Genomic DNA, 23,194 nt, shown 5'->3' on the forward strand with positions numbered 1-23,194 from the left:
AGAAGAGCCATGCGTCTGAGTCTAAAGGCCAAAGTACTGTCCCTTGCTGTCCTGCCCGTGTTGTTGTTTGCCGTGATCATCAGCCTGACCACGGTCTGGATCCTCCGGGAGCAGGCTCGTAACGAGGTTGAAGAAACCCGTCAGAACCTGCTCAACGACGCCAAGACCACCTTGCGCGGTTACGTCGAGGTGGCCATGACCACCATCAAGCCGCTGTACGACGCTGCCGCCCAGGGCGACACGGCGGCGCGGGCGCAGGTGGTCAAGCTGCTGTCCAACACCAGCTACGGCAAGGACGGTTATTTCTTCGGCTACGACTCCGAGACCATTCGCCTGTTCAAGGGCAACAGCCCGGACGGCGTCGGTAAAAGCTTCAAGGACAACCGCGATCCGAATGGCGTCTACGTCAACCGCGACCTGGTGAAGGTCGGCAAGGACGGCACCCACTACCTGCAATACAGCTCGACACAGCCCGGCCAGACCGAGTTGGTGCCCAAGCTCGGCTACACCGAATACCTGCCCAAATGGGACATGGTGATCGGTACGTCGGTGAACCTGGACGGTATCGACGCCCAGGTCGCCGAGGTTCAGGCCAAAGTCGAGAAGCGCATGGAAGGCGTGGTGCTGAGCATCATCGGGATTGCCGTGGTGGTGCTGCTGGTGATCGCCGCCGTGGGCATGCTGGTGGCCAATACCATCCTGCGGCCGTTGCACCTGATGAAGATCAACCTCGACGACATCGCGGCCGGTGAGGGTGACCTGACCCGCCGCCTGGCTATCACCAGTCAGGACGAGCTGGGGGAACTGGCCGGTTCCTTCAACCGCTTTGTCGACAAGATCCACGGCCTGGTGCGGCAGATTACCGAAATGACCTCCCAGCTTACCGGCCTGGTGAGTCAGGTCGCCGAGCAAGCCAATCGCTCGGAGAAAGCCATGGAGCGCCAGCGTCACGAGACGGACCAGGTGGCTACCGCGATCAACGAAATGTCTTCTGCTGCCCACGAAGTGGCGCGCAGTGCTCAAGGTGCAGCGGTGGCGGCACAGCAAACTGACGCCGAAGGCCAAGCCGCGAAAAAAGTCGTGGACGGCAGCATTGCGCAGATTCATGCGCTGGTGAACGACATCCGCACCAGCGGCGTGTCCCTGGACAGCTTGCAGCAGGACGTTTCCTCGATTGTCAGCGTGCTGGGCGTGATCCGCTCGATTGCCGAGCAGACCAACTTGCTCGCCCTCAACGCCGCCATTGAAGCCGCGCGGGCAGGGGAGGCCGGTCGTGGTTTTGCCGTGGTCGCCGACGAAGTACGGGCTCTGGCGAGCCGCACCCAGCAAAGCACCCAGGAAATCCAGGGCATGATCGACCGTCTGCAAAAAGGCACCGAAGCCGCCGTGGAATCCATGCGCCGCTCCAGCGACGCCGGCGACGGCACGTCTGCCAAGGCCAACGAAGCCGGTGCGTCCCTGGACACCATGGCGCAGTTGATCGGCACCATCAACTCGATGAACGCGCAAATCGCCAGTGCGGCGGAAGAACAAACCGCCGTGGCCGAAGAAATCAATCGCAGCGTGCATCAGATCGCGGTGGCGGTGGACAGCGTGGCGGATGAAACCCAACAGGGTGCCCAGACCTCCCGCAGCCTGGCGGACCTGGGGCAGCGGTTGGGTCAGTTGGTGGGGCAGTTCAGGATCTGACCGGGTGGGTCATCAACCCGGGTTATAGGGGGTTTCTCCATGGGCGATGACGCGGTCCACCAAGTCTGAACCGGGCGCGGTCCGATACTTCAAGGGCACATCAAATCGCGTGTCTACATAAAAGATATGCGGGTTGTCCGGGCTTCGCACCATTTGCAGGCCCGAGGTGTTTATCTCGTAGTAGTGGGTCATTTTATCCAGTGCATTACCGTACTGGCGGCGCCCGAAAATGGTCCGGGAAATCTCTGCGGTTGCCTTGTCATCAGGTGCCAGATCCGTGAAGTAATGCCTTCCCTGGTTTCCAGGCAGGCGTTCTCCGGTCAACTTGCTGCTCGAGGGCGACAGGTTACGACTGGCAAGGATGGCTGAATGACCTTTTTTCCCCGTGTAGTGATAAAAAACGTTCTGGCCTTTGACTGGCGGTTCCAGCGTAGCTTTCTCACCCGGAAAACTTTCGGCCAGCCGAGGCCGTTTGTTGGCTGCGTCCGGTTGTGCGGCCGGATTGCTGGCGGTGCTGGATGATGCAGCGCCATTGCCCTGGGAAAGGGGGCGTTTGGCTGTCGCCTGGGAAGGGCGGCTGGCCTGATAGCCGTTGGCATGCGAGCTCGCTCCATTGGTTGTCGCTCCTCCCCCACGCAATTTACTGACTCGCCACGTGCCATCGTTTGTCCGGTGCAGGAACGCGACCTGTTTTTGGTTTTGCGGATCAATGACGCGGACGATGCCGCCCTCGGCTTTGTAGTTCCGGCTTATTTGAAACGGCCTGTTGATGCCGGTGCCATCGGTATACCGGATGTAGAACTGTTCGCCGACCTGATAGGTGCCGTCCCCCCTTATCGGCCTACCGGCAAGCAGGTTCTCGGGCACCGCATGACTACTGAGGTCGGGCAACTGGGCGGTGGTTGCCTTAATGGCGGGAGGTGTACGGGGTATCAGTGGTGCCAGGGCGCTTTCTGCCGCCGGTAACCGCAATACGGGTCGTAGAATCGGGCTGGCATTGGTTGCAGTGTTAGTCGTGCGGCCTGCGTATCGTGCATAAATCATGGCCAGCCGGTTGGGTTTGTCGAGAATTTTGACGATGGACTGGCCCGGCGCATTGATGAATTTCAGTCCGGTCCTGCCCAGCCTGACGCCAGTGGATACGCCTTTGCCGACAATGGGCAGGACGTCCATGAACGCGGTGCCTACTGCGATACCGAACATTACCTTATTGTGAGTCGACTCCTTTTCCACCTCAGCGGTGCTGACAGAGCTGAAGTCGGCTTTATCGATCAATATTTCCGTCATCTGTTTGTACAGGGCGTCCAGGACATTGCCCTGGATGGGTTTGAGGTAGGCGCTGCTCGCCATCTCCTTGGCCTTGGCTATACGATCCAGCACGTTGGGAATGTTTTTTTGCAGCAGATCGGAGAGAGTGGCCTTCAGGCTATTGGGGTTGATCGGCGAAGCTTTGCTTTCGGCGTAGGTTTTCCATTGCGGCTGGTTGAACAGTTCTTCGAGGGCTGCCTGACTGGCAAGTTGCCGAAATGACACGCCGTCGGGAGCGTCAGGGCTATACAACACCAGCGCCGACTCCGGAGCATTACCGATGGCGAGTACACCCTGAAGAGGCAGGCCGTGAGCGCTCGCGGTATGGGCGACAATGGTTTTGCCATCCACCTGCGGTCGAGTGGCGGCGTCCGGATAATCAAGGACAGCCTGTACCCACTGCGGCCCCTCGGAATCTTCCGGATAAGCGTGCCGGTTCAATTGCCCCAGAAAGGCTTGTTTGATCATGGAATCGGTCAGAGTGGCTTTCCACGCCGTGCGCAGTTTTCCGGGCTCTCCCTCCTGGGCATCCGGCGCCATTCGTTGCTGGAGCAATTTGACATAGTTGCCGCCGACATCTATCTCGCTTGCGAAAGCTTTGAGTTCTGCGGTGTTCCAGGTAATGGGGTTGAAGTCGTCATCCAGCAGGTCGAGGCCCATATCGTCAATTAACGGGGCAGTCATGGTCACTGAGGTGTGCTGATGGCTGTCTGCCGCAGGCCAGGCGGTGGGATTCTTCAGCGAGAAGTCAGTCAATGACAGGTATTGGGTATCGACGGTGCGATCAGTGTAGGAGCCTGCCCGGCTACCGCTATGAATTCTGGACTGTGTGGTGATTTTCACCTGGATCTGGTCCGGGTCGTAATTGGCTGTCGGGTATTTTTCCTTGAGTGCGGCGCTCAACCTCTGTTTGGCAAACGCTTGCAGGGAGGGAATGTCTTCCAGCAGCGGCGTCAGCGTCTGTAGGCTGCGCTGCTCCACACCCTCAAGGTATTGGTAGTGGCCTTCATGGAGGAACGACAGCTCTTTCAACCATGATGGACGTTGTTTTTCTTCCAGCCTTTCATACTCGGCAAGCAATGCATTGTTGCCGTCCATGGGGGCGGCCCAGTTGGCTGCATCCTGTATAGCGCCATGCACATCTGGTCGGCTTAACAAGGCTGGGTAGGTTTTGAATAACCCCACAATAGTGGCTTCCAGCTCATCTGTCTGGCGTTGGAATAGCTGAGGTATCACTTCGACGACAACGTCCCCCGGGACGGGAGCAAAACCAAGCGCCAGATCGTCCCCGGACAACGGCTGGCGCTTGTTTTCCACCGATAAAGGCAGGGTTTGCGCCAGCAGTGTTGCCGGGATGCCGCCGTTGTTGATTCGTTGCGCCAGCATCGTGTGCAGTTGCGCAGGGGTTGCGAACTCTTCAAAGCCTTCTCCCGGCGTGTAAAGCACCACGGGGCCATTGCGCTCGTCGGCCAGGATGCTCTTGCTCCCGTTGGGCCAGTGCGGCGCTTCGGCGGCGGAGCCGTCATTGCGACTAATCATGAAGGCACCGGCCAGGCGCGCACCCACGGCGGTGTTGTCATCCACCGTGATTGGATACACGCCCAGCCTGTTGCCAGGAGGGAAAGCGGTTTCCCGGGCCGCCAGGGTCGGGAAGCGAAACGCGTTGTCGATCAGCGTTTTGCTTTGTGGGCTCAGTGTGCCGTTGGTTGCCCCCAGGGCTGCCAGGTTGGAGAGCATGTCTCGGTGCAGGTTGATCAGCTCGTTTTGAGGTGAGGTCGAGTTGCGCTCAGGGGGGCGCTGAGTTGTCCAGAACCGGTTGATGGTTTCGGAGAATTGCTGAGCGAGTTTTTTGCCTGGCTCTGGATGTGACAGCAGCGCCTCGATTTGCTTTGGCGTTTGCTGCCCCAAGAAGCTACTGAAGGTGGGCTGTTGCGCCCGCAACCGATTGATTTGCGTGTTGAGTTGCGTGTACTGCTGGAGGAACGCGGCTTGATCGGTAGGTGCCCTTCCAAATACATACCGTGCGACTACCGCTGGATAAATGGCATGGACGTTCGGTGGCATGGGGGAGGCAGCTGTGACGCGGGGCGCCTGCGCCGGTTGCTCCTGGTGCACCGACCTCGCCTGGGACCCGACAGAGGGCGATGGTGTGAGAGCGAGGGGAGCGGGAGGAATATAATCAAAGGGCGGTGGGGCAGCTGCAGAAAATATCGACATTCGTTGCACCTCGAAAGGCAGGCCTCAGTCCATTCTCACCTGTTTTTTTTGGATACCGCTCCAGCGGCATATCCTTCAGTGGGGGAGAGGGAATGTCTGGTTCCTTTGGCGAAAAGGAGCGATGTGTATCTTCGAGTGAGCACAATGCAAAACGGCGCCCGAAGGCGCCGTTTTGCTTGCTGCATCTAACTAAGCGGTCAACCCGCCATCACCGCATGCTGCACCAGGGTGAGCAACGGCTGTGGGTAAACACCCAGGAAGAACGCCAGCAGGGCAATTGCCAGCAGCATCACGCCGCCCGCTTTCTGCTCCCAGTGCAACTCGGCGTCCACACGGCGCAGGTTTGGCTCGATCAGGTACAAGGTCACCATCACGCGCAGGTAGTAGAAAACGCCGATGGCGCTGCCCAGTACCAGGGAAGCAACCAGCCACCATTCGTGAGCCTCAACACCGGTCGCCACGATGTAGAACTTGCCGATGAAGCCAGCGGTCAGCGGGATACCGGCCAGGGACAGCATCATCACGGTCAGTACGGCGGTCAGGTACGGACGGCGCCAGAACAGGCCGCGGTATTCGTACAGGGCGTCTGCGTCACGGCCTTTGTAAGGCGAGGACATCAGGGTGATTACACCGAAAGCGCCGAGGCTGGTGATCACGTAGGTGACCAGGTACACGCCGATGGCTTCCATCGCCAGGCCCTTGCTCGCCACCAGGGCGATCAGCAGATAACCGAAGTGCGCGATGGACGAATAACCCAGCAGACGCTTGAGGTTGTTCTGGGTCAGCGCCAGCAGGTTACCGAACAGGATCGAGGCGATTGCGATGATGGTCAGCACGTTGCTGAGTACACCGGTGTTGGCCGCAGGGGAGATCTGGAACAGACGCACCATCACCGCAAACACGGCAACTTTCGACGCGGTAGCCAGGAACGCGGCCACCGGCGCCGGGGCGCCTTCGTACACGTCCGGGGTCCACAGGTGGAATGGCACCAGCGACAGTTTGAACGCCAGGCCGATCAGCATCATGGCCAGGCCCAGTTGGGCGATTGGCGCAGGGCTGCCGGAAGCTGCCAGGGCATGACCGATACTGCTGAAGCTCAGGCTGCCGGCTTCTGCGTAGAGCAGGGCCATACCGAACAACAGGAACGCGGAACCGGCGGCCGACAGCACCATGTACTTGATGCCGGCTTCCAGGGAACGCTTGTTGAAGAAGGCATACGCCACCAGGCCGTAGACCGGGATCGACAGCAGTTCCAGGCCGATGAACAAGCCGGCCAGGTGCTGTGCGCTGACCAACACGATACCGCCGGTTGCAGCCAGCAGGATCAGCAGGTACAGCTCTTCGCGGTTGCCCGGGTAACCCGTACCGCCTTCGCCGAGGTAGGCGTGGGCGAGGGTGACGCAGGCCAGGGTGGCCACGAGGATCAACGCGATATACAGCAGCGCGAAGTCATCGACCATCAACAGCGGCGTGACCGCCAGCGGTGCGACCTTGAGTGCCGGGATAATCGACAGCAAGGCCAGGTTCAAACCTGCCACGGAAATCAGGAAGGTCTGTGAGTGGTTGCGGCGCCATGCGATCGCCAGCATCACCACCACAACGGTGAGGCTGGAGATCAGCAGCGGCGCAAGCGCGATAAAGTGTTGGATCGTGAATTCCATAGCGCTCTTACCGGGCCGAAGCGAGTTGAGTGAAGGCGGTGCTGAACCATTGCTGCACGCCATGCATCGTTGCGGCAGAGGTATCCAGGAACGGTTGCGGGTACACGCCGATGAAGATCAGCAGTACTGCAAGGCCGAGCACCATGATCAGTTCGCGACCGTCCATGCCGTGCAATACGGTGTCGGACTTGGCCGGACCGAAGTACGCACGGTGGATCATGATCAGCGAGTAGACCGAACCGAACACCAGGCCTGAAGTCGCGATCGCACTGATCCACGGTGTATGCACGAAAGCACCCATCAGGATCAGGAACTCGCCGATGAAGTTACCGGTACCCGGCAAGCCCAGGGATGCGGCGGCGAAGAACAGGCTGATGGCCGGCAGGTAGGCGATACGCGACCACACGCCACCCATTTCACGCATGTCACGGGTGTGCAGGCGCTCGTAGAGCTGGCCACTGAGGATAAACAGTGCCGCTGCCGACACACCGTGCGCCAGCATCTGGATCACCGCGCCTTGCAGCGCCAGTTGGCTGCCGGAGTAGATGCCGATCAGTACGAAACCCATGTGGGAAACGGACGAGAAGGCAATCAGGCGCTTGATGTCGGTTTGGGCGAAGGCCAGGAACGCACCGTAGAAGATCCCGATCAGACCGAGGGTCATGGCGATCGGCGCAAACTCGGCCGAGGCATTCGGGAACAGCGGCAGGGCGAAACGCAGCAGGCCGTAGGCCGCCGTCTTCAACAGGATACCGGCCAGGTCCACAGAACCTGCGGTCGGCGCCTGGGCGTGAGCGTCAGGCAACCAGGAGTGGAACGGCACCACCGGCAGCTTCACCGCGAACGCGATGAAGAAGCCCAGCATCAGGATGTACTCGGTGGTCAGGGACATCTTGGTTTTCAACAGGTCGGCGTAGTTGAACGTGATCACGCCCGTGCTGTTGAAGTTGACCAGTACCAGACCCAGGATCGCCACCAACATGATCAGGCCGGAAGCCTGGGTGAAGATGAAGAACTTGGTCGCCGCGTAGATCCGGGTTTTTTTGCCGTCCGAAGAACTGTGACCCCAGAGCGCGATGAGGAAGTACATCGGCACCAGCATCATTTCCCAGAAGAAGAAGAACATGAACAGGTCGAGGGCGAGGAACACGCCGACAACACCGCCCAGGATCCACATCAGGTTCAGGTGGAAGAAGCCCACGTGACGCTGGATTTCTTTCCAGGAGCAGAGTACCGAGAGGATACCCAGCAGGCCGGTCAGCAGGATCATCAACAGCGACAGGCCGTCGAGGGCCAGGTGCACGTTGATGCCGAAGCGCTGGATCCACACGTGCTTGAATTCAAGCGCGAAGGTTGGATCGACACCCGGTGCCGGAGCAAATGAATAGTCACCGTGGGCCCACAGCCAGAGGCCGAGCGCGAGTTCCAGGGACATGGTCAGCAACGCAATCCAGCGGGGGAGGGTGGCGCCGAAGCGTTCACCCATCCAGCAGAGCAGGCCGCCGATAAAAGGGATCAGGATTAGCCAGGGCAGAATCATGACGGGCTCGTTTCCTTTCGCAAGTTCGCAAAGTTCGCAATGTGCATAGTCAGACCGCGACCACGATGATGGCGCCGATCACCAGGACGGCACCGGCCGCCATGGAAGCTGCATACCAGCGCAATTGGCCAGTCTCGCTGCGGCTCAGGGCGGTGTGACCGGCCTTGGCGGCACGCGGGATCAAACCGATGGTCTGGTCGAGCGGGTCTTTGCGCAGTACGTGGCTGATCGCAAGGTAAGGCTTGACGAACAGTTTGTCGTAGATCCAGTCGAAGCCCCAGGCAGCGAACCACCAGGCCGAAAGGAAGCGGCCAATGCCACTGTTGGCGATGGCGGTGACGAAGCGGCGCTTGCCGAGGAACAGCAGGGCTGCCAGCAGGATACCGGCCAGGGCGATGGCACCCGAGGCGATTTCCAGGCTGTGCTTGGCTGCACCACCGGCATGACCTGCACTTTCCGGCAGAACACCGGCCAGAGGCGGGGTGATCATGGCGCCGACGAAGGTCGACAGGACGATCAGCACCGACAGTGGCAACCAGTGGGAAATGCCGTGGCCTGCATGGGCTTCAGTCTTGGCTTCACCGTGGAACGTGATGAAGATCAGGCGGAAGGTGTACAGCGAGGTCATGAATGCACCCACCAGGCCGGCGTACAGCAGGCCGTGGTTACCGCTGGCAAAGGCTTCCCAGAGGATTTCGTCTTTCGAGTAGAAACCTGCGGTCACCAGTGGCAGGGCCGACAAGGCCGCGCCGCCGACGATGAAGCTGGCATAGGCCAACGGCAGTTTCTTCCACAGGCCGCCCATCTTGAAGATGTTCTGCTCGTGGTGGCAGGCAACGATCACCGCACCGGAAGCAAGGAACAGCAGGGCCTTGAAGAAGGCGTGGGTCATCAGGTGGAAGATCGCGCCGTCCCAGGCGCCAACGCCCAGGGCCAGGAACATGTAGCCGATCTGGCTCATGGTCGAGTAGGCGAGGATACGCTTGATGTCGGTTTGAACCAGGGCAGCAAAACCTGCCAGCACCAGGGTCACGCCACCCACCAGGCCCACCAGATGCAGAATCTCCGGTGCCAGGGTGAACAGGCCGTGGGTACGGGCAATCAGATAGACACCGGCAGTCACCATGGTGGCGGCGTGGATCAGTGCCGAAACCGGGGTAGGGCCGGCCATCGCATCCGCCAGCCAGGTTTGCAGCGGCAGTTGCGCGGATTTACCAACGGCGCCACCCAGCAGCATCAGGGTCGCCAGGGTGATCCAGAAGTCGCCGACCTGGAATTTCTGCGGTGCCAGCACCAGCAGTTCCTGGATGTTCAGCGTGCCCACTTGTTGGAACAGGATGAACAGGCCGATGGCCATGAACACGTCGCCGATCCGGGTCACGATAAAGGCTTTGAGTGCTGCGTTACCGTTGTTGCGGTTGCTGTAGTAGAAACCGATTAACAGGTACGAGCACAGGCCCACGCCTTCCCAGCCGAAGTACAGGAACAACAGGTTATCGCCCAGCACCAGGAACAGCATGCTCGCGATAAACAGGTTGGTGTAGGCGAAGAAGCGCGAGTAACCGGCTTCACCGCGCATGTACCAGGATGCGAACAGGTGGATCAGGAAGCCCACACCCACCACCACGCCGAGCATGGTGATCGACAGGCCGTCGACGTAGAGGGCGAAGTTGGGCTTGAAGCCCTCCACCGACATCCACTGCCACAGCACCAGGGTGTAGTGACCGCCTTCCGGCGGCGCAACGTTGAATTGCCAGATGACGTAGGCGGCGACAATCGCCGACAGGCCAATGGAACCCACGCCGATCAAGGCCGAGAGGTTTTCCGACCAGCGTCCACGGGAGAACGACAGCAGCAGGAAACCGATCAGGGGAAATACGAAAGTCAGAAAGATCATGTTCATCCGCGCATCTCACTGGCAGCGTCGATATCAAGCGTGTGGAAGCGACGATACAGTTGCAGCAGGATCGCCAGGCCAATACTGGCCTCGGCGGCTGCCAGGCTGATCACCAGGATGAACATCACTTGTCCATCCGGCTGGCCCCAACGGCTACCGGCCACGATGAACGCGAGTGCCGCGGCGTTCATCATGATTTCCAGGCTCATCAACACGAACAGGATGTTGCGGCGAACCATCAGGCCGACCAGGCCAAGGCAGAACAGGATGCCGGCGACCGCCAGACCATGCTCCAAAGGGATAGCAGGCATCGTCATTGCTCCTTGGCTTCGTTGCGGCCCAAGTGGAAGGCGGTGATGGCTGCAGCGAGCAGCAGCATCGAAGCCAGTTCGACCACCAGCAGGTACGGGCCGAACAGGCTGATGCCCACGGCTTTCGCGTCTACGGTGGTGTGGCCGATGGCCTGGCCGCTCTGGTGAGCGAACAGTACATACAGCAGCTCACCCAGCAGCAGGGCTGCCAGGATCACCGGGCCGAGCCAGATGCCGGGTTTGAGCCAGACGCGTTCCTGGGCGACCGAAGCCGGCCCCAGGTTGAGCATCATCACCACAAACACGAACAGCACCATGATGGCGCCGGCGTAGGCGATCACTTCCAGCACACCGGCGAACGGTGCGCCGAGGCTGAAGAAAGTCATGGCCACGGCGATCAGCGAAATGATCAGGTAGAGCAGGGCGTGCACGGGGTTAGTGTTGGTGATCACGCGAAGCGTGGACACCACTGCAATACCCGATGCGAAATAGAAAGCGAATTCCATCTTTCTTCCTTAAGGCAGCAAGCTCTTCACGTTGATCGGCTCGGCTTCGTTTTGTGCGGCGCCTTTCGGCTTACCGGCAACGGCCATACCTGCAACACGATAGAAGTTGTAATCAGGGTTTTTACCGGGACCAGAGATCAGCAGATCTTCTTTCTCGTACACCAGGTCCTGACGTTTGAACTCGGCCATCTCGAAATCCGGTGTCAGTTGGATCGCGGTGGTCGGGCAAGCTTCCTCGCAGAGGCCGCAGAAAATGCAGCGCGAGAAGTTGATGCGGAAGAAGTCCGGGTACCAGCGACCGTCTTCGGTTTCAGCTTTCTGCAGCGAGATGCAACCCACCGGGCACGCCACGGCGCACAGGTTGCAGGCCACGCAGCGCTCTTCGCCGTCGGGGTCGCGGGTCAGGACGATACGGCCGCGATAACGCGGCGGCAGGTACACCGCTTCTTCCGGGTATTGCAGGGTGTCGCGTTTGCGAAAGCCGTGACCGAACACCATCACCAGGCTTCGCAACTGGGTACCGGTACCCTTAACGATGTCGCCAATATATTTGAACATGGGTCAAATCCTCACTGAACCGCGCCCGCTGGCGTGTTCAACAACACAACGGCAGCAGTCACCAGCAAATTGATCAGGGTCAGCGGCAGGCAGAATCGCCAGCTGAAATCCATCACCTGGTCATACCGTGGACGCGGGATGGAAGCGCGCAGCAGGATGAACAGCATGATGAAGAACGCGGTCTTCAAGAAGAACCAGAAGAACGCCAGCTGCGGCAGGATGCCGAACGGACCGTGCCAGCCGCCGAAGAACAGCGTGACCAGCAGGGCCGAGATCAAGATGATGCCGATGTACTCACCAACGAAGAACATGCCCCATTTCATGCCGGCGTATTCGATGTGGTAACCGTCGGCCAGTTCCTGTTCCGCTTCCGGCTGGTCGAACGGGTGACGGTGAGTCACGGCGACGCCAGCGATGAAGAAGGTACAGAAGCCGAAGAACTGCGGAATGATGAACCACAGGTTCTGCGCCTGGTACTCGACGATGTCGCGCATGTTGAACGAGCCCACCTGCACCACGATGCCCATCAGCGCGAGGCCCATGAACACTTCGTAGGACACGGTCTGGGCCGAAGCCCGCAAGCTGCCCAAGAGGGCGAACTTGTTGTTACTGGCCCAACCGGCGAACAGCACCGCGTAGACCGACAAACCGGCCATGGCGAAGAAGAACAGCAAGCCGATGTTCAGGTCCGCCACGCCCCAGGTTGGGGTGATCGGGATGATTGCGAAGGCAATCAGCAAGGCGCTCATGGCCACGACCGGTGCCAGGGTGAAGATCACCTTGTCGGCAAACGGCGGTGTCCAGTCTTCCTTGAAGAACATTTTCAGCATGTCGGCGGCAATCTGGAACATACCAAACGGGCCAACGCGGTTCGGACCGTAACGGTCCTGCCACCAGCCCAGCAGGCGACGTTCGACGAAGCTGAGCAAGGCGCCCGCCACGACCACGGCCAACAGGATCACGATGGCCTTGACCACCGCGATGATCACGTCGATCACTTCAGGGGTGAACCAGGTCATTGAGCTGCCTCCTGCAGACCGTCAACGGTGAGGCCGAAGATCGCCGGAGGAATCCCCGCGAGGCCTTTGGGCAATGCAACCAGGCCAGCACCCAACTCGTCATTGATGCGCAGCGGCAGACGCAGGGTCTTGCCCGCTACGGTCAGGCTGAGCAGGGCACCGTCGTTGACGCCCAGGCGGTCGGCTTCGGACTTGGCAACAGACACGTAGGCGGCCGGAATGCGCTCTTGTACCGGCGCGGCTTTGGAAGAGGTTTCTTCGCTGCCGAACAGGTGGAAGAACGGCACAACCTGCCAGGTGCCCTGGGCCGGGTTGAATGGACGCGGAACGCTGGCGAACCAGTTCAGCGAGTCACCGGTGCTTTCGATCAGGCGGGTGCCCGGGTCGCCAGCGCGGATGTGACCACCGACTTCGTCCTGGAACTTGTTCCAGGCTTGCGGCGAGTTCCAGCCCGGCGACCAGGCAAATGGCACCTGCTGACGTGGCTCGACCGAACCCGAGTAACCTTCCATGGAGAAGGCGAACGCGGTGTCGTTGTCTTGTGGAGTACGTGGCTCATGCACGCTGATGTCGGCACGCATGGCGGTACGGCCGGAGTAACGCAGCGGTTCACGGGCGAGTTTCATGCCCTTGATGCGGAACGAGGCAGACGGTGCAGCGTCGACGATGCGTGCCAGTTGCGGTGCTGCTGCGGCTGCAGCAGCGGTCACATGGTCGAGCTGGGTCCAGTCGATTGGCTGGTTCAGCAGGGTAGCGCGCAGGGCATGCAGCCAGCGCCAGCCTTCGTGAACCAGGATGCTGGCGTCCATGTACTTCGGATCGAACACCTGGAAGAAGCGCTGGGCGCGGCCTTCCTGGCTGACCAGGGTACCGTCGCCTTCAGCAAAGCTGGCGGCGGGCAGTACCAGGTGGGCGCGGTCGCTGGTGGCGGTTTTCTGGTGGTCGGCAACAATCACCACTTTGGCCGCGTTCAGCGCAGCGTCGACCTTGGCCGAATCAGTGCGGGTGTACAGGTCGTTTTCCAGTACCACGATCGCGTCGGCACTGCCGTCGGTCACGGCTTGCAGGGCCGCGTCCAGGGACTCGCCACCGAGCATGGCCAGGCCGAGGCTGTTGGCTTCCGGCACGATCAGGCTGATGGAACCGTTCTTCTCGCGCAGCTTCAAGGCTTTGGCAATGTTGGCAGCGGCTTCGATCAGCGCCTTGGAACCCAGCGAGGTGCCGGCAATGATCAATGGACGCTTGGCCGCCAGCAGGGCGTCGGCGATGCGCTGGGCCAGTTCAACGGCTTCAGCGTCCAGGCCTTCAACGGCAGGCGCGCTGGCGTCGAGGGCGTGGGCCACGGCGAAACCGATGCGGGCCAGGTCGTCAGGCGCGGCGTGTACGCATTCTTCAGCGATGTCGTCGAGCTTGGTTTCAGCCAGGCTGGCGATAAACAGCGGGTTCAGCGCGTGCTGGCCGATGTTTTTCACGGCAGCGTCGAGCCAAGGCTGGACGCGCATGGCGTCGGCCATGTCTTCGGCCTTGCCTTTTACCGACTGGCGCAAGGACAGGGCCATGCGTGCAGCGGTCTGGGTCAGGTCTTCACCAAGGACGAAGATCGCGTCGTGGTCTTCGATGTCGCGCATGTTCGGAACCGGCAGCGGGCTGTCGTTCAACACTTGCAGCACCAGGCGGATACGCTCCAGCTCACCGGCTTCGATACCGGAGTAGAAGTGCTCGGCACCCACAAGCTCGCGCAACGCATAGTTGCTTTCGAGACTGGCGCGGGGCGAACCGATACCGACGATGTTGCGACCGCGCAGCAGGTCAGCGGCTTTATCCAGCGCCTCGTCGAGGCTCAGCTTGGCGCCGTCGGCCAGCAGTGGCTGACGTGGGCGGTCTTCGCGGTTGACGTAGCCATAGCCGAAACGGCCACGGTCGCACAGGAAGTACTGGTTGACCGAACCGTTGAAGCGGTTTTCGATACGACGCAGTTCGCCGTAGCGCTCGCCCGGGGAGATGTTGCAACCGCTGGAGCAGCCATGGCAGATGCTTGGCGAGAACTGCATGTCCCACTTACGGTTGTAGCGCTCGGAGTGAGTCTTGTCGGTGAACACACCGGTCGGGCAGACCTCGGTGAGGTTGCCGGAGAACTCGCTTTCGAGGGTGCCGTCTTCAACGCGACCGAAGTACACGTTGTCGTGGGCGCCGAATACACCGAGGTCGGTGCCGCCGGCGTAGTCCTTATAGAAGCGCACGCAGCGGTAGCAAGCGATGCAGCGGTTCATCTCGTGGGAGATGAACGGGCCCAGTTGCTGGTTCTGGTGGGTGCGCTTGGTGAAGCGATATCGGCGCTCGTTGTGGCCGGTCATCACGGTCATGTCTTGCAGGTGGCAGTGGCCGCCTTCCTCACACACAGGGCAGTCGTGAGGGTGGTTGGTCATCAGCCATTCGACGACGCTGGCGCGAAACACTTTCGCTTCTTCGTCTTCGATGGAAATCCAGCTGCCGTCGGTGGCAGGGGTCATGCAGGACATCACGATACGACCACGGGTGTCGTTCTCGTCGGTGTACTGCTTGACCGCGCACTGGCGGCAAGCGCCAACGCTGCCAAGGGCGGGGTGCCAGCAGAAATATGGAATGTCGAGGCCTAGCGACAGACACGCCTGTAACAGGTTGTCTGCCCCATCGACTTCGAGCTCTTTGCCGTCTACGTGGATAGTGGCCATGGTTCAAAGTTCTTCGTTGGCCCGGTGTCAGCGGGCGTGGCTAATGGAATCTTGTTATTCATGTGCATCAACACAGCCATCAAGGCGTCAGCACATGAGAAAGCGAAGGGCACGGACCCTCCGCCTTTTTAAGCGTTACGCACCGACCATGGTCGGTGTTACCACCTGATTCAGGTCACCGGCGCGCGCAGGTGCGATGCCAGCCTCGAATTCAGAGCGGAAGTATTTGATCGCGCTGCCCAATGGCTCCACGGCGCCCGGTGCGTGAGCACAGAAAGTCTTGCCTGGGCCGAGGAAACCGACCAGACCCAGCAGGGTCTCGATATCGCCGGGCTGACCTTCGCCGTTCTCGATGGCCATCAAGAGCTTGACGCTCCATGGCAAACCATCGCGGCACGGGGTGCAGAAACCGCAGGATTCGCGGGAGAAGAACTGCTCCATGTTGCGCAGCAACGACACCATGTTCACGGTGTTGTCCACGGCCATGGCCAGGCCGGTACCCATACGGGTGCCCACCTTGCCGATGCCGCCGGCGTACATTTGTGCGTCGAGGTGCTCGGGCAACAGGAAGCCGGTACCGGCGCCTCCTGGCTGCCAGGCCTTGAGGGTGTAGCCGTCGCGCATGCCGCCGGCGTAGTCCTCGAACAGCTCGCGTGCGGTCACGCCGAATGGCAGTTCCCACAGGCCCGGGTTCTTGACCTTGCCGGAGAAGCCCATGAGCTTGGTGCCCATGTCTTCGCTGCCTTCGCGGGCCAACGATTTGTACCACTCCACGCCGTCGCCGATTATTGCCGGCACGTTGCACAGGGTTTCAACGTTGTTCACGCACGTCGGCTTGCCCCACACGCCAACGGCGGCAGGGAAGGGCGGTTTGGAACGCGGGTTGGCGCGGCGGCCTTCGAGGGAGTTGATCAGTGCGGTTTCTTCACCGCAGATATAACGCCCGGCGCCGGTGTGCACGAACAGCTCGAAATCGAAGCCCGAACCGAGGATGTTCTTGCCCAAGAGGCCGGCTGCCTTGGCTTCTTCCACGGCACGGTTCAGGTGCTTGGCGGCGGTGGTGTACTCGCCACGCAGGAAGATGTAGCCACGGTAGGTTTTCAGCGCGCGGGCGCTGATCAGCATGCCTTCGATCAGCAGATGGGGCAGTTGCTCCATCAGCATGCGGTCTTTCCAGGTGTTCGGCTCCATTTCATCCGCGTTGCACAGCAGGTAGCGGATGTTGATGGATTCGTCTTTGGGCATCAGGCCCCACTTGACGCCCGTGGGGAAGCCTGCGCCGCCGCGGCCTTTAAGGCCTGCGTCTTTCACGGTCTGGACGATGTCGTCCTGGGCCATGTCGGCAAAGGCTTTGCGCGCGGCCGCGTAACCGTTCTTGGCCTGGTACTCGTCGAGCCAAACGGCTTCGCCGTCGTCACGCAGGCGCCAGGTCAGCGGGTGGGTCTCGGGCGAACGCTTGATCAGGTTGGCCGGGCCGAAGGAAGTCAGGGTCATGGGTAGCCCTCGAGCAATTGGGTGACGCCAGCAGGCTGCACGTCACCGAATGTGTCGTCGTCGATCATCAACGCCGGCGCCTTGTCACAGTTGCCCAGGCAGCACACCGGCAGCAGCGTGAAGCGCCCGTCCGGAGTGGTTTGGCCCAGGCCGATGCCCAGCTTGCTCTGGATCTCGCTGACCACGGACTCGTGGCCACCGATGTAGCAGACCATGCTGTCGCAAACGCGAATGATGTGGCGGCCAACCGGCTGGCGGAAGATCTGGCTGTAGAACGTCGCCACGCCTTCAACGTCGCTGGCGGGGATGCCGAGGATCTCGCCGATGGCGTAGAGGGCGCCGTCCGGCACCCAGCCACGTTCCTTCTGGACGATCTTCAAGGCTTCGATCGACGCCGCGCGCGGGTCTTCGTAGTGATGCAGCTCGTGCTCGATGGCCGAGCGCTCGGTTTCACTCAAGGTGAAACGGTCTGTCTGGATAAGCGTGCTATTCATGCTTAGCGGTCCACGTCGGCCATAACGAAATCGATACTACCCAGGTACGCAATCAAGTCCGCGACCATTTCACCTTTGATCACCGAAGGGATCTGCTGCAGGTGCGGGAAGCTTGGAGTACGAATCCGGGTGCGGTAGCTCATGGTGCCGCCATCGCTCGTCAGGTAATAACTGTTGATACCCTTGGTCGCTTCGATCATCTGGAAGGATTCGTTGGCCGGCATTACCGGGCCCCACGAAACTTGCAGGAAGTGCGTGATCAGGGTTTCGATGTGTTGCAGCGTGCGCTCTTTGGGCGGCGGCGTGGTCAGCGGGTGATCCGCCTTGTACGGGCCTTCCGGCATGTTGCGCATGCACTGTTCGATGATCTTCAGGCTCTGGCGCATTTCTTCGACGCGCACGATGCAGCGGTCGTAGGCATCGCCATTGGCTGCCAGCGGGACTTCGAACTCGAAGTTCTGGTAGCCGGAGTACGGGCGCGCTTTACGCAGGTCGAAATCGCAACCGGTGGAACGCAGGCCAGCACCGGTGACGCCCCATTCCAGGGCTTCTTTGGTGTTGTACTGGGCGACGCCAATGGTCCGGCCCTTGAGGATGCTGTTGTCCAGGGCGGCTTTCTGGTACTCGTCCAGACGTTTGGGCATCCAGTCGATGAATTCCTTGACCAGGCGTTCCCAGCCACGCGGCAGGTCGTGGGCGACACCGCCGATGCGGTACCAGGCCGGGTGCAGGCGGAAACCGGTGATGGCTTCGATGACCTTGTAGGCGCGCTGACGGTCGGTGAACGTGAAGAACACCGGGGTCATGGCGCCGACGTCCTGGATATAGGTACCCAGGAACAGCAGGTGGCTGGTGATCCGGAAGAACTCGGCCATCATGATGCGGATGGTGTCGACGCGGTCAGGCACCTTGATACCGGCCAGCTTCTCGACCGAGAGCACGTACGGCAGGTTGTTCATCACGCCGCCGAGGTAGTCGATACGGTCGGTGTACGGGATGAAGCTGTGCCACGACTGACGCTCGGCCATCTTCTCGGCACCACGGTGGTGGTAACCGACGTCAGGCACGCAGTCGACGATTTCTTCGCCGTCCAGTTGCAGGATGATGCGGAAGGCACCGTGAGCCGATGGGTGGTTCGGGCCCAGGTTGAGGAACATGTAGTCCTCGTTGGTGCCGGAACGCTTCATGCCCCAGTCTTCCGGACGGAAGCGCGCAGCCTCTTCTTCAAGCTGTTGCTTGGCGAGGGTCAGGCTGAATGGATCGAATTCGGTGGCGCGGGCAGGGAAGTCCTTGCGCAGCGGGTGACCTTCCCAGGTAGGCGGCATCATGATGCGCGTCAGGTGCGGGTGACCCGGGAAGTCGATGCCGAACATGTCCCACACTTCACGCTCGTACCAGTTGGCGTTAGGCCAGATACCGGTCACGGTCGGAACGCTCAGGTCGCTCTCGGAGAGGGCTACCTTGATCATCACGTCGCTGTTACGTTCCAGCGACATCAGGTGATAGAACACGGTGAAATCGGCGCCGCTCGGCAGTCCCTGGCGCTTGGTGCGCAGGCGCTCGTCCACGCCATGCAGGTCATAGAGCATGACGTACGGCTTGGGCAGGTTGCGCAGGAAGCTCAGGACTTCGACGAGCTTGGCACGCGCCACCCACAGCACCGGCATACCGGTGCGTGTGGCCTGGGCGGTGAAGGCGTCAGGGCCAAAACGGTTATTGAGTTCGACGACCACATCCTGGTCGTCTGCCTTATAAGGCGGGATGTACAGAGCACTGCCTGTAGTCATGGTTTTTTATCGCTTTCGGTCAACGTAAAGAATGAAGCCAGGTTTTCGTTCTATAAAAGAAGCGGTTCTGGATCAGACTTCGTCGGGGCTGCGCAGGTTGGTGACTGCGATTCGCTGTTCGCGGCGCTGTTCCTTTTGCGAAGGCATCTCGGCGCGGTACACGCCTTGATCGCCGACGACCCAGGACAGTGGGCGACGCTCCTTGCCAATCGATTCCTGCAACAGCATCAAGCCTTGCAGAAATGCTTCAGGGCGGGGCGGGCAGCCAGGCACGTAGACGTCCACGGGCAGGAACTTGTCCACCCCTTGAACCACGGAGTAGATGTCGTACATGCCACCGGAGTTGGCGCACGAACCCATGGAGATAACCCACTTTGGCTCGAGCATTTGCTCGTAGAGACGCTGAATGATCGGCGCCATCTTGATAAAGCAGGTACCGGCGATAACCATGAAATCCGCCTGACGCGGCGATGCCCGGATAACTTCGGCGCCAAAGCGCGCGATGTCGTGGGGCGCCGTGAAGGCGGTGGTCATTTCCACGTAGCAGCAGGACAGACCGAAGTTGTACGGCCACAGGGAGTTCTTACGTCCCCAGTTGACCGCGCCACTCAGCACGTCTTCCAGCTTGCCCATGTAGATGTTTTTGTGGACTTGGTCTTCTAACGGGTCGGAAACGGTTTCCCGTTCGCCGATGGGGTACTGCTCGTTAGGAGCATCCGGGTCGATCCTGGTGAGATTGTATTGCATCGCCAAAGCCTCATTGTTTCAGCTTCGCTTGCCGCTTGCGACGAGCTTCCGGAGCCCAATCAAGGGCGCCCACTCGAAATAGGTAGACAAGGCCTGCCAACAGAATTGCTATGAAAACGAGAGCTTCGACGAATCCGGTCCAGCCGCTTTCGCGGACGGACACAGACCAGGCAAAGAGAAAAAGGGCTTCGATATCGAAGATCACGAAGAGCATCGCGACCAGATAGAATTTGGCTGAGAGCCGCAAGCGGGCGCCACCTGTAGGCAGCATGCCGGATTCGAACGGTTCATTTTTGCTGCGGCCCCAGGCTTTTGACCCGAGGAGGCTGGAGACACCGAGCATGAAGGCGCAGAGGCCGACAACACCGAGGAGGAAAATGGCAAAGCCCCAGTTGTGGGCCATGAGTCCTGTCGCTTCGGTCATGCTGGAAATCCTTAACAGAGAGCAAAGGTCTCTGAGCTCGAAAAAGTAACGATGCAGTGACGATATGTCGCAGCGCAATCAATCGCGGTGATTTTATGGCTAAACACCGGGCAAGTAAAATTCCTATAGCGAAATTATTCGATGGAATAAGGACATAGTGCACCTTCTTGGGGCTGTAGCCCTTGTGGCGCGGGCATTAGCGCGCATTTAATGAATTGTGTTTTGTTTAACCGGTAACGAAGTTTTCATGCTCTAAATGATAATGAATATTGTTTGCGTGGGTTTTAAACAACTGTTCGGCGTTTAGCGGGGGAAGTTGCTGTTACTTGTGCGGGTGGCGCAAGTTGGTAAAGCGGATGTTTTAACTGACTTTAGCGACGCGGATACCGCTCTGGATCAATGTTTGGTCCAAAAAGGCGCGAAAGCGACCTCGGCGAGGCTTCGGGCGTTGGCGGTCTGTGATACGGCGAAACAGGATTTAGATAGCCTTTTGCTTGATGTTCGTTAATGTGTCGGAAAAATTACACAGCGTTGAGGGCTATCGCCCAACGAGTGCGTCAATTTCTGCCGATGTTCATTGAGGAGCGTACACGTGATCTGGTTTCTTGAAGGTCAATCCAGCCAGCGCGACATTATTATAGGTGCGCGTGAAGCATTACCGGCGGGTGTCAGGGTCTTTGCCTCCCACCGCCAGGATCGGCCCGAGATCACAGGGCAGGCCGACGTCGCCTTTCAAGAGCCTCAAGACAACCACGAGCGTATCGACTGGGTGATTGAGACGGCACTTGAACACCGTATCGAAGTCATTCTTGCGGGGCGTATTGGCAGCCAGTACGAGGCGGCACGCGACCGATTCGAGGCTGCTGGCTTGCGCCTTGTCACCGGCGGCATGTCCACGGAGACCTTTGACAAGGTCGACGATAAAAGCCAGTTCACCGCTGAGGCCGAGCGTGCGGGGCTCGCTTGCACGCCTGCGATTACGGTCACAAATGCCCAGGAACTGGCGGCGGCCTACGCGGTGCTGTCGGCGCAGGGAGAGGTTTGCATCAAGCCTGTGGTCGGCATCTACGGGCAAGGGTTCTGGCGGTTCAAGTCGGATGTCGACCCGTTTCGCTGTTTGCAAAACCCGGATGCGCGGGAAATCGATTTCGACACCTACCTGAAGATTTACCGGTCGGGCGCAGAGCGTGCGCCGATGCTGGTCATGCCTTACCTCGCCGGCAGCGAGTGTTCGGTCGACATGGTGTGCGAGGCGGGCAGGCCCGTGGCATTCGTGGGCAGGAGGAAGCAGGGCGTTCACCAGACATTCGAGCGCGAATCAGCGGCCGTGGAGTTGGCCCTCAAGGCTGCGGCGCATTTCAAGTGCGATGGCTTGGTGAACGTGCAGACGCGGGACGACCTTGAAGGCGTTCCCTATCTGTTGGAGATCAATCCGCGCTACTCCGGCGGTATCGGCTATACGCGCGCGACCGGGGTAAACCTGGCCGGAATTTTCGCCACTCGTCGGCTTGGTTTGCCGGAGCCGGCGAGTCAATGGGCCGAAGGCGTGCGCGTGAAGCCCATTACGGTCGCCGTACTAGCCTCTAATTGATATCAACGCGCCACAGAAAGAGTGAATGATTATGTCTGTCTTGACATAATCACCCTCACATCGATCAGGGAAGGTTAGGATGAAGGCGCTTACGCCCGGAGCAAACACCGCTATTTCAGGTGTAAAGACTGCATGGACACTCGACTCCGGTAACGCCACCGCCTTCGGTGAGTACGCTGCCGTCGCATTGCTCCCCGTCACCGAGAAGCGCCTGCCAACAGGCGATCCGGCGCTGTTTCAAATCACCCAGAAGTGGATGGAGTGGAGCGGCAAGCAAGCCTCGATCGGTTGTTCCCTTGATTTGTCCGCGTTGCCTGGCGGCAGTGAAGGGGTGTTGCTGGTCGTTTACACCTTTGGCGCCGCAGGCCCTGTCAGTGAACTCAAAGAGTTGCGTCTTCAGGTCGACAATCAGGTCGAGTTGCACCTGGATTTGCGTAACAACGGCGAATCGGCCATTGTCATCGGCGAGTTTTACAAGCGTAACGATCAGTGGAAGTTCCGCGCGCTCGCCGAAGGTTCCGCCTATGGCCTCGCCGCGATGGGGCGACGCATGGGCATTAGCATCGACGACGCACACCCAAACCGCCGCCCTTATTCCGGCGACTCTCCAAGAAACCGTGGTTCTGCAACGGGCACCGGTTTTGCCGTTTCACCCAGTCACGTCATGACATGCGCCCACGTAATCGAGGGCATGCAGGAACTGCACATTTCTTCTTTTGCCGGCCGTTACCGCGCGGAAGTGGTCGTGGTCGATCAACGTAACGATATCGCGCTGTTGCGGGTCCAGGACTGCCCGACGTTATCGCCCGTGCTCTTCAAGGACGGCGCCGGTTGTGCCCTGGGCGAATCAGTGATTGCACTGGGTTTTCCAATGGCGGGCCTGGCCGGAGGTGGTGTGCATGTCACTCAGGGAGGCGTGTCGAGTTTGTTCGGGCTGCACAACGATTCCAGTTTGCTGCAATTCACCGCAGCGATTCAGCCCGGGTCCAGTGGCAGCCCGTTGTTCGATACCAGCGGCGGGGTTATCGCCATGGTGACGTCTACTTTGCCGGACGCGCAAAACATGAACTTTGCCGTCAAGGCCGGCCTGCTCCTGGCCTTCCTGGATGCCTGCCAGGTATCACCTTCCAAATCTCCAACGGGCCGAACGTATTCGACCTCGGAAATGGCCCGTGAAGCTCAATCCTCGCTTTGGCGGATTGAAGCCAGAAACCCGTAGAGGCACCCGGTTTGAAGAAAA

Annotated in this window: 17 protein-coding genes and 1 pseudogene; 4 read left to right on the forward strand and 14 right to left on the reverse strand. The window is 60.0% G+C overall.

Annotation, left to right across the window (positions count from 1 at the left end; all coding sequences use genetic code 11):
• Positions 1–9: 9 nt before the first annotated feature.
• Both AU074_RS34965 and AU074_RS34970 read left to right on the forward strand, forming a co-directional pair.
• A pseudogene (locus AU074_RS34965) lies at positions 10–831 on the forward strand (cache domain-containing protein); the annotation flags it as partial.
• A gap of 102 nt (positions 832–933) precedes the next feature.
• Positions 934–1,689: a methyl-accepting chemotaxis protein gene (locus AU074_RS34970; protein ID WP_371916653.1), complete on the forward strand. Its 756-nt coding sequence runs from the start codon at positions 934–936 to the stop codon at positions 1,687–1,689.
• A gap of 12 nt (positions 1,690–1,701) precedes the next feature.
• Here the strand turns inward: AU074_RS34970 and AU074_RS23565 are convergent, their stop codons facing one another.
• From AU074_RS23565 to AU074_RS23630, 14 genes are all read right to left on the reverse strand, one after another.
• The gene (locus tag AU074_RS23565) at positions 1,702–5,061 is read right to left on the reverse strand and encodes a dermonecrotic toxin domain-containing protein (protein WP_143503659.1); all 3,360 of its coding nucleotides are present in this window, start codon (positions 5,059–5,061) and stop codon (positions 1,702–1,704) included.
• A gap of 350 nt (positions 5,062–5,411) precedes the next feature.
• On the reverse strand, positions 5,412–6,875 hold the full coding sequence (gene nuoN / locus AU074_RS23570) for an NADH-quinone oxidoreductase subunit NuoN (RefSeq protein ID WP_076016752.1): 1,464 nt from the start codon (positions 6,873–6,875) through the stop codon (positions 5,412–5,414).
• 7 nt (positions 6,876–6,882) lie between these two features.
• Positions 6,883–8,415, reverse strand: coding sequence for an NADH-quinone oxidoreductase subunit M (nuoM, locus tag AU074_RS23575; RefSeq protein WP_076016753.1), 1,533 nt, complete (start codon positions 8,413–8,415; stop codon positions 6,883–6,885).
• A gap of 49 nt (positions 8,416–8,464) precedes the next feature.
• Entirely contained in the window at positions 8,465–10,318 is a 1,854-nt protein-coding gene (nuoL, locus tag AU074_RS23580; RefSeq protein WP_076016754.1) for an NADH-quinone oxidoreductase subunit L, read from the reverse strand.
• Complete coding sequence (gene nuoK, locus AU074_RS23585) at positions 10,315–10,623, reverse strand: NADH-quinone oxidoreductase subunit NuoK (RefSeq protein ID WP_003219560.1); 309 nt, start codon at positions 10,621–10,623, stop codon at positions 10,315–10,317. The genes nuoL and nuoK overlap by 4 nt, the downstream gene beginning before the upstream one ends.
• A 2-nt stretch (positions 10,624–10,625) precedes the next feature.
• Positions 10,626–11,129, reverse strand: a complete 504-nt coding sequence (gene nuoJ, locus AU074_RS23590) for an NADH-quinone oxidoreductase subunit J (RefSeq protein ID WP_003219561.1) — start codon at positions 11,127–11,129, stop codon at positions 10,626–10,628.
• A gap of 9 nt (positions 11,130–11,138) precedes the next feature.
• Positions 11,139–11,687, reverse strand: coding sequence for an NADH-quinone oxidoreductase subunit NuoI (gene nuoI, locus AU074_RS23595; protein ID WP_003174725.1), 549 nt, complete (start codon positions 11,685–11,687; stop codon positions 11,139–11,141).
• Positions 11,688–11,698: 11 nt separating this feature from the next.
• Positions 11,699–12,706 carry an NADH-quinone oxidoreductase subunit NuoH gene (gene nuoH / locus AU074_RS23600; RefSeq protein ID WP_076016755.1) on the reverse strand — a complete coding sequence of 336 codons (1,008 nt, stop codon included), beginning with the start codon at positions 12,704–12,706 and terminating at the stop codon, positions 11,699–11,701.
• Positions 12,703–15,417 carry an NADH-quinone oxidoreductase subunit NuoG gene (nuoG, locus tag AU074_RS23605; RefSeq protein ID WP_076016756.1) on the reverse strand — a complete coding sequence of 905 codons (2,715 nt, stop codon included), beginning with the start codon at positions 15,415–15,417 and terminating at the stop codon, positions 12,703–12,705. Before nuoG ends, nuoH begins: the two co-directional genes overlap by 4 nt.
• Before the next feature lie 135 nt (positions 15,418–15,552).
• Positions 15,553–16,911 (reverse strand): NADH-quinone oxidoreductase subunit NuoF, encoded by a 1,359-nt coding sequence (nuoF, locus tag AU074_RS23610; RefSeq protein WP_076016757.1) that lies wholly within the window; start codon positions 16,909–16,911, stop codon positions 15,553–15,555.
• Positions 16,908–17,405 carry an NADH-quinone oxidoreductase subunit NuoE gene (gene nuoE / locus AU074_RS23615; protein WP_003219568.1) on the reverse strand — a complete coding sequence of 166 codons (498 nt, stop codon included), beginning with the start codon at positions 17,403–17,405 and terminating at the stop codon, positions 16,908–16,910. Before nuoE ends, nuoF begins: the two co-directional genes overlap by 4 nt.
• Before the next feature lie 2 nt (positions 17,406–17,407).
• Complete coding sequence (gene nuoC / locus AU074_RS23620) at positions 17,408–19,192, reverse strand: NADH-quinone oxidoreductase subunit C/D (protein ID WP_076016758.1); 1,785 nt, start codon at positions 19,190–19,192, stop codon at positions 17,408–17,410.
• Between the two features lie 72 nt (positions 19,193–19,264).
• Positions 19,265–19,939: an NADH-quinone oxidoreductase subunit B family protein gene (locus AU074_RS23625; protein ID WP_003174719.1), complete on the reverse strand. Its 675-nt coding sequence runs from the start codon at positions 19,937–19,939 to the stop codon at positions 19,265–19,267.
• 10 nt (positions 19,940–19,949) lie between these two features.
• On the reverse strand, positions 19,950–20,363 hold the full coding sequence (locus tag AU074_RS23630; RefSeq protein ID WP_003219575.1) for an NADH-quinone oxidoreductase subunit A: 414 nt from the start codon (positions 20,361–20,363) through the stop codon (positions 19,950–19,952).
• A gap of 592 nt (positions 20,364–20,955) precedes the next feature.
• Between AU074_RS23630 and AU074_RS23635 the strand changes: the two genes are divergently transcribed.
• A complete protein-coding gene (locus AU074_RS23635) occupies positions 20,956–21,954 on the forward strand; it encodes an ATP-grasp domain-containing protein (protein ID WP_076016759.1) in 999 nt (332 codons plus the stop codon).
• A 79-nt stretch (positions 21,955–22,033) separates the two neighbouring features.
• Complete coding sequence (locus tag AU074_RS23640) at positions 22,034–23,173, forward strand: trypsin-like peptidase domain-containing protein (RefSeq protein ID WP_076016760.1); 1,140 nt, start codon at positions 22,034–22,036, stop codon at positions 23,171–23,173.
• The last annotated feature ends 21 nt before the right edge of the window (positions 23,174–23,194 follow it).

The organism is Pseudomonas sp. ATCC PTA-122608 (assembly GCF_001952855.1).
In the GTDB taxonomy this organism is placed as follows: domain Bacteria; phylum Pseudomonadota; class Gammaproteobacteria; order Pseudomonadales; family Pseudomonadaceae; genus Aquipseudomonas.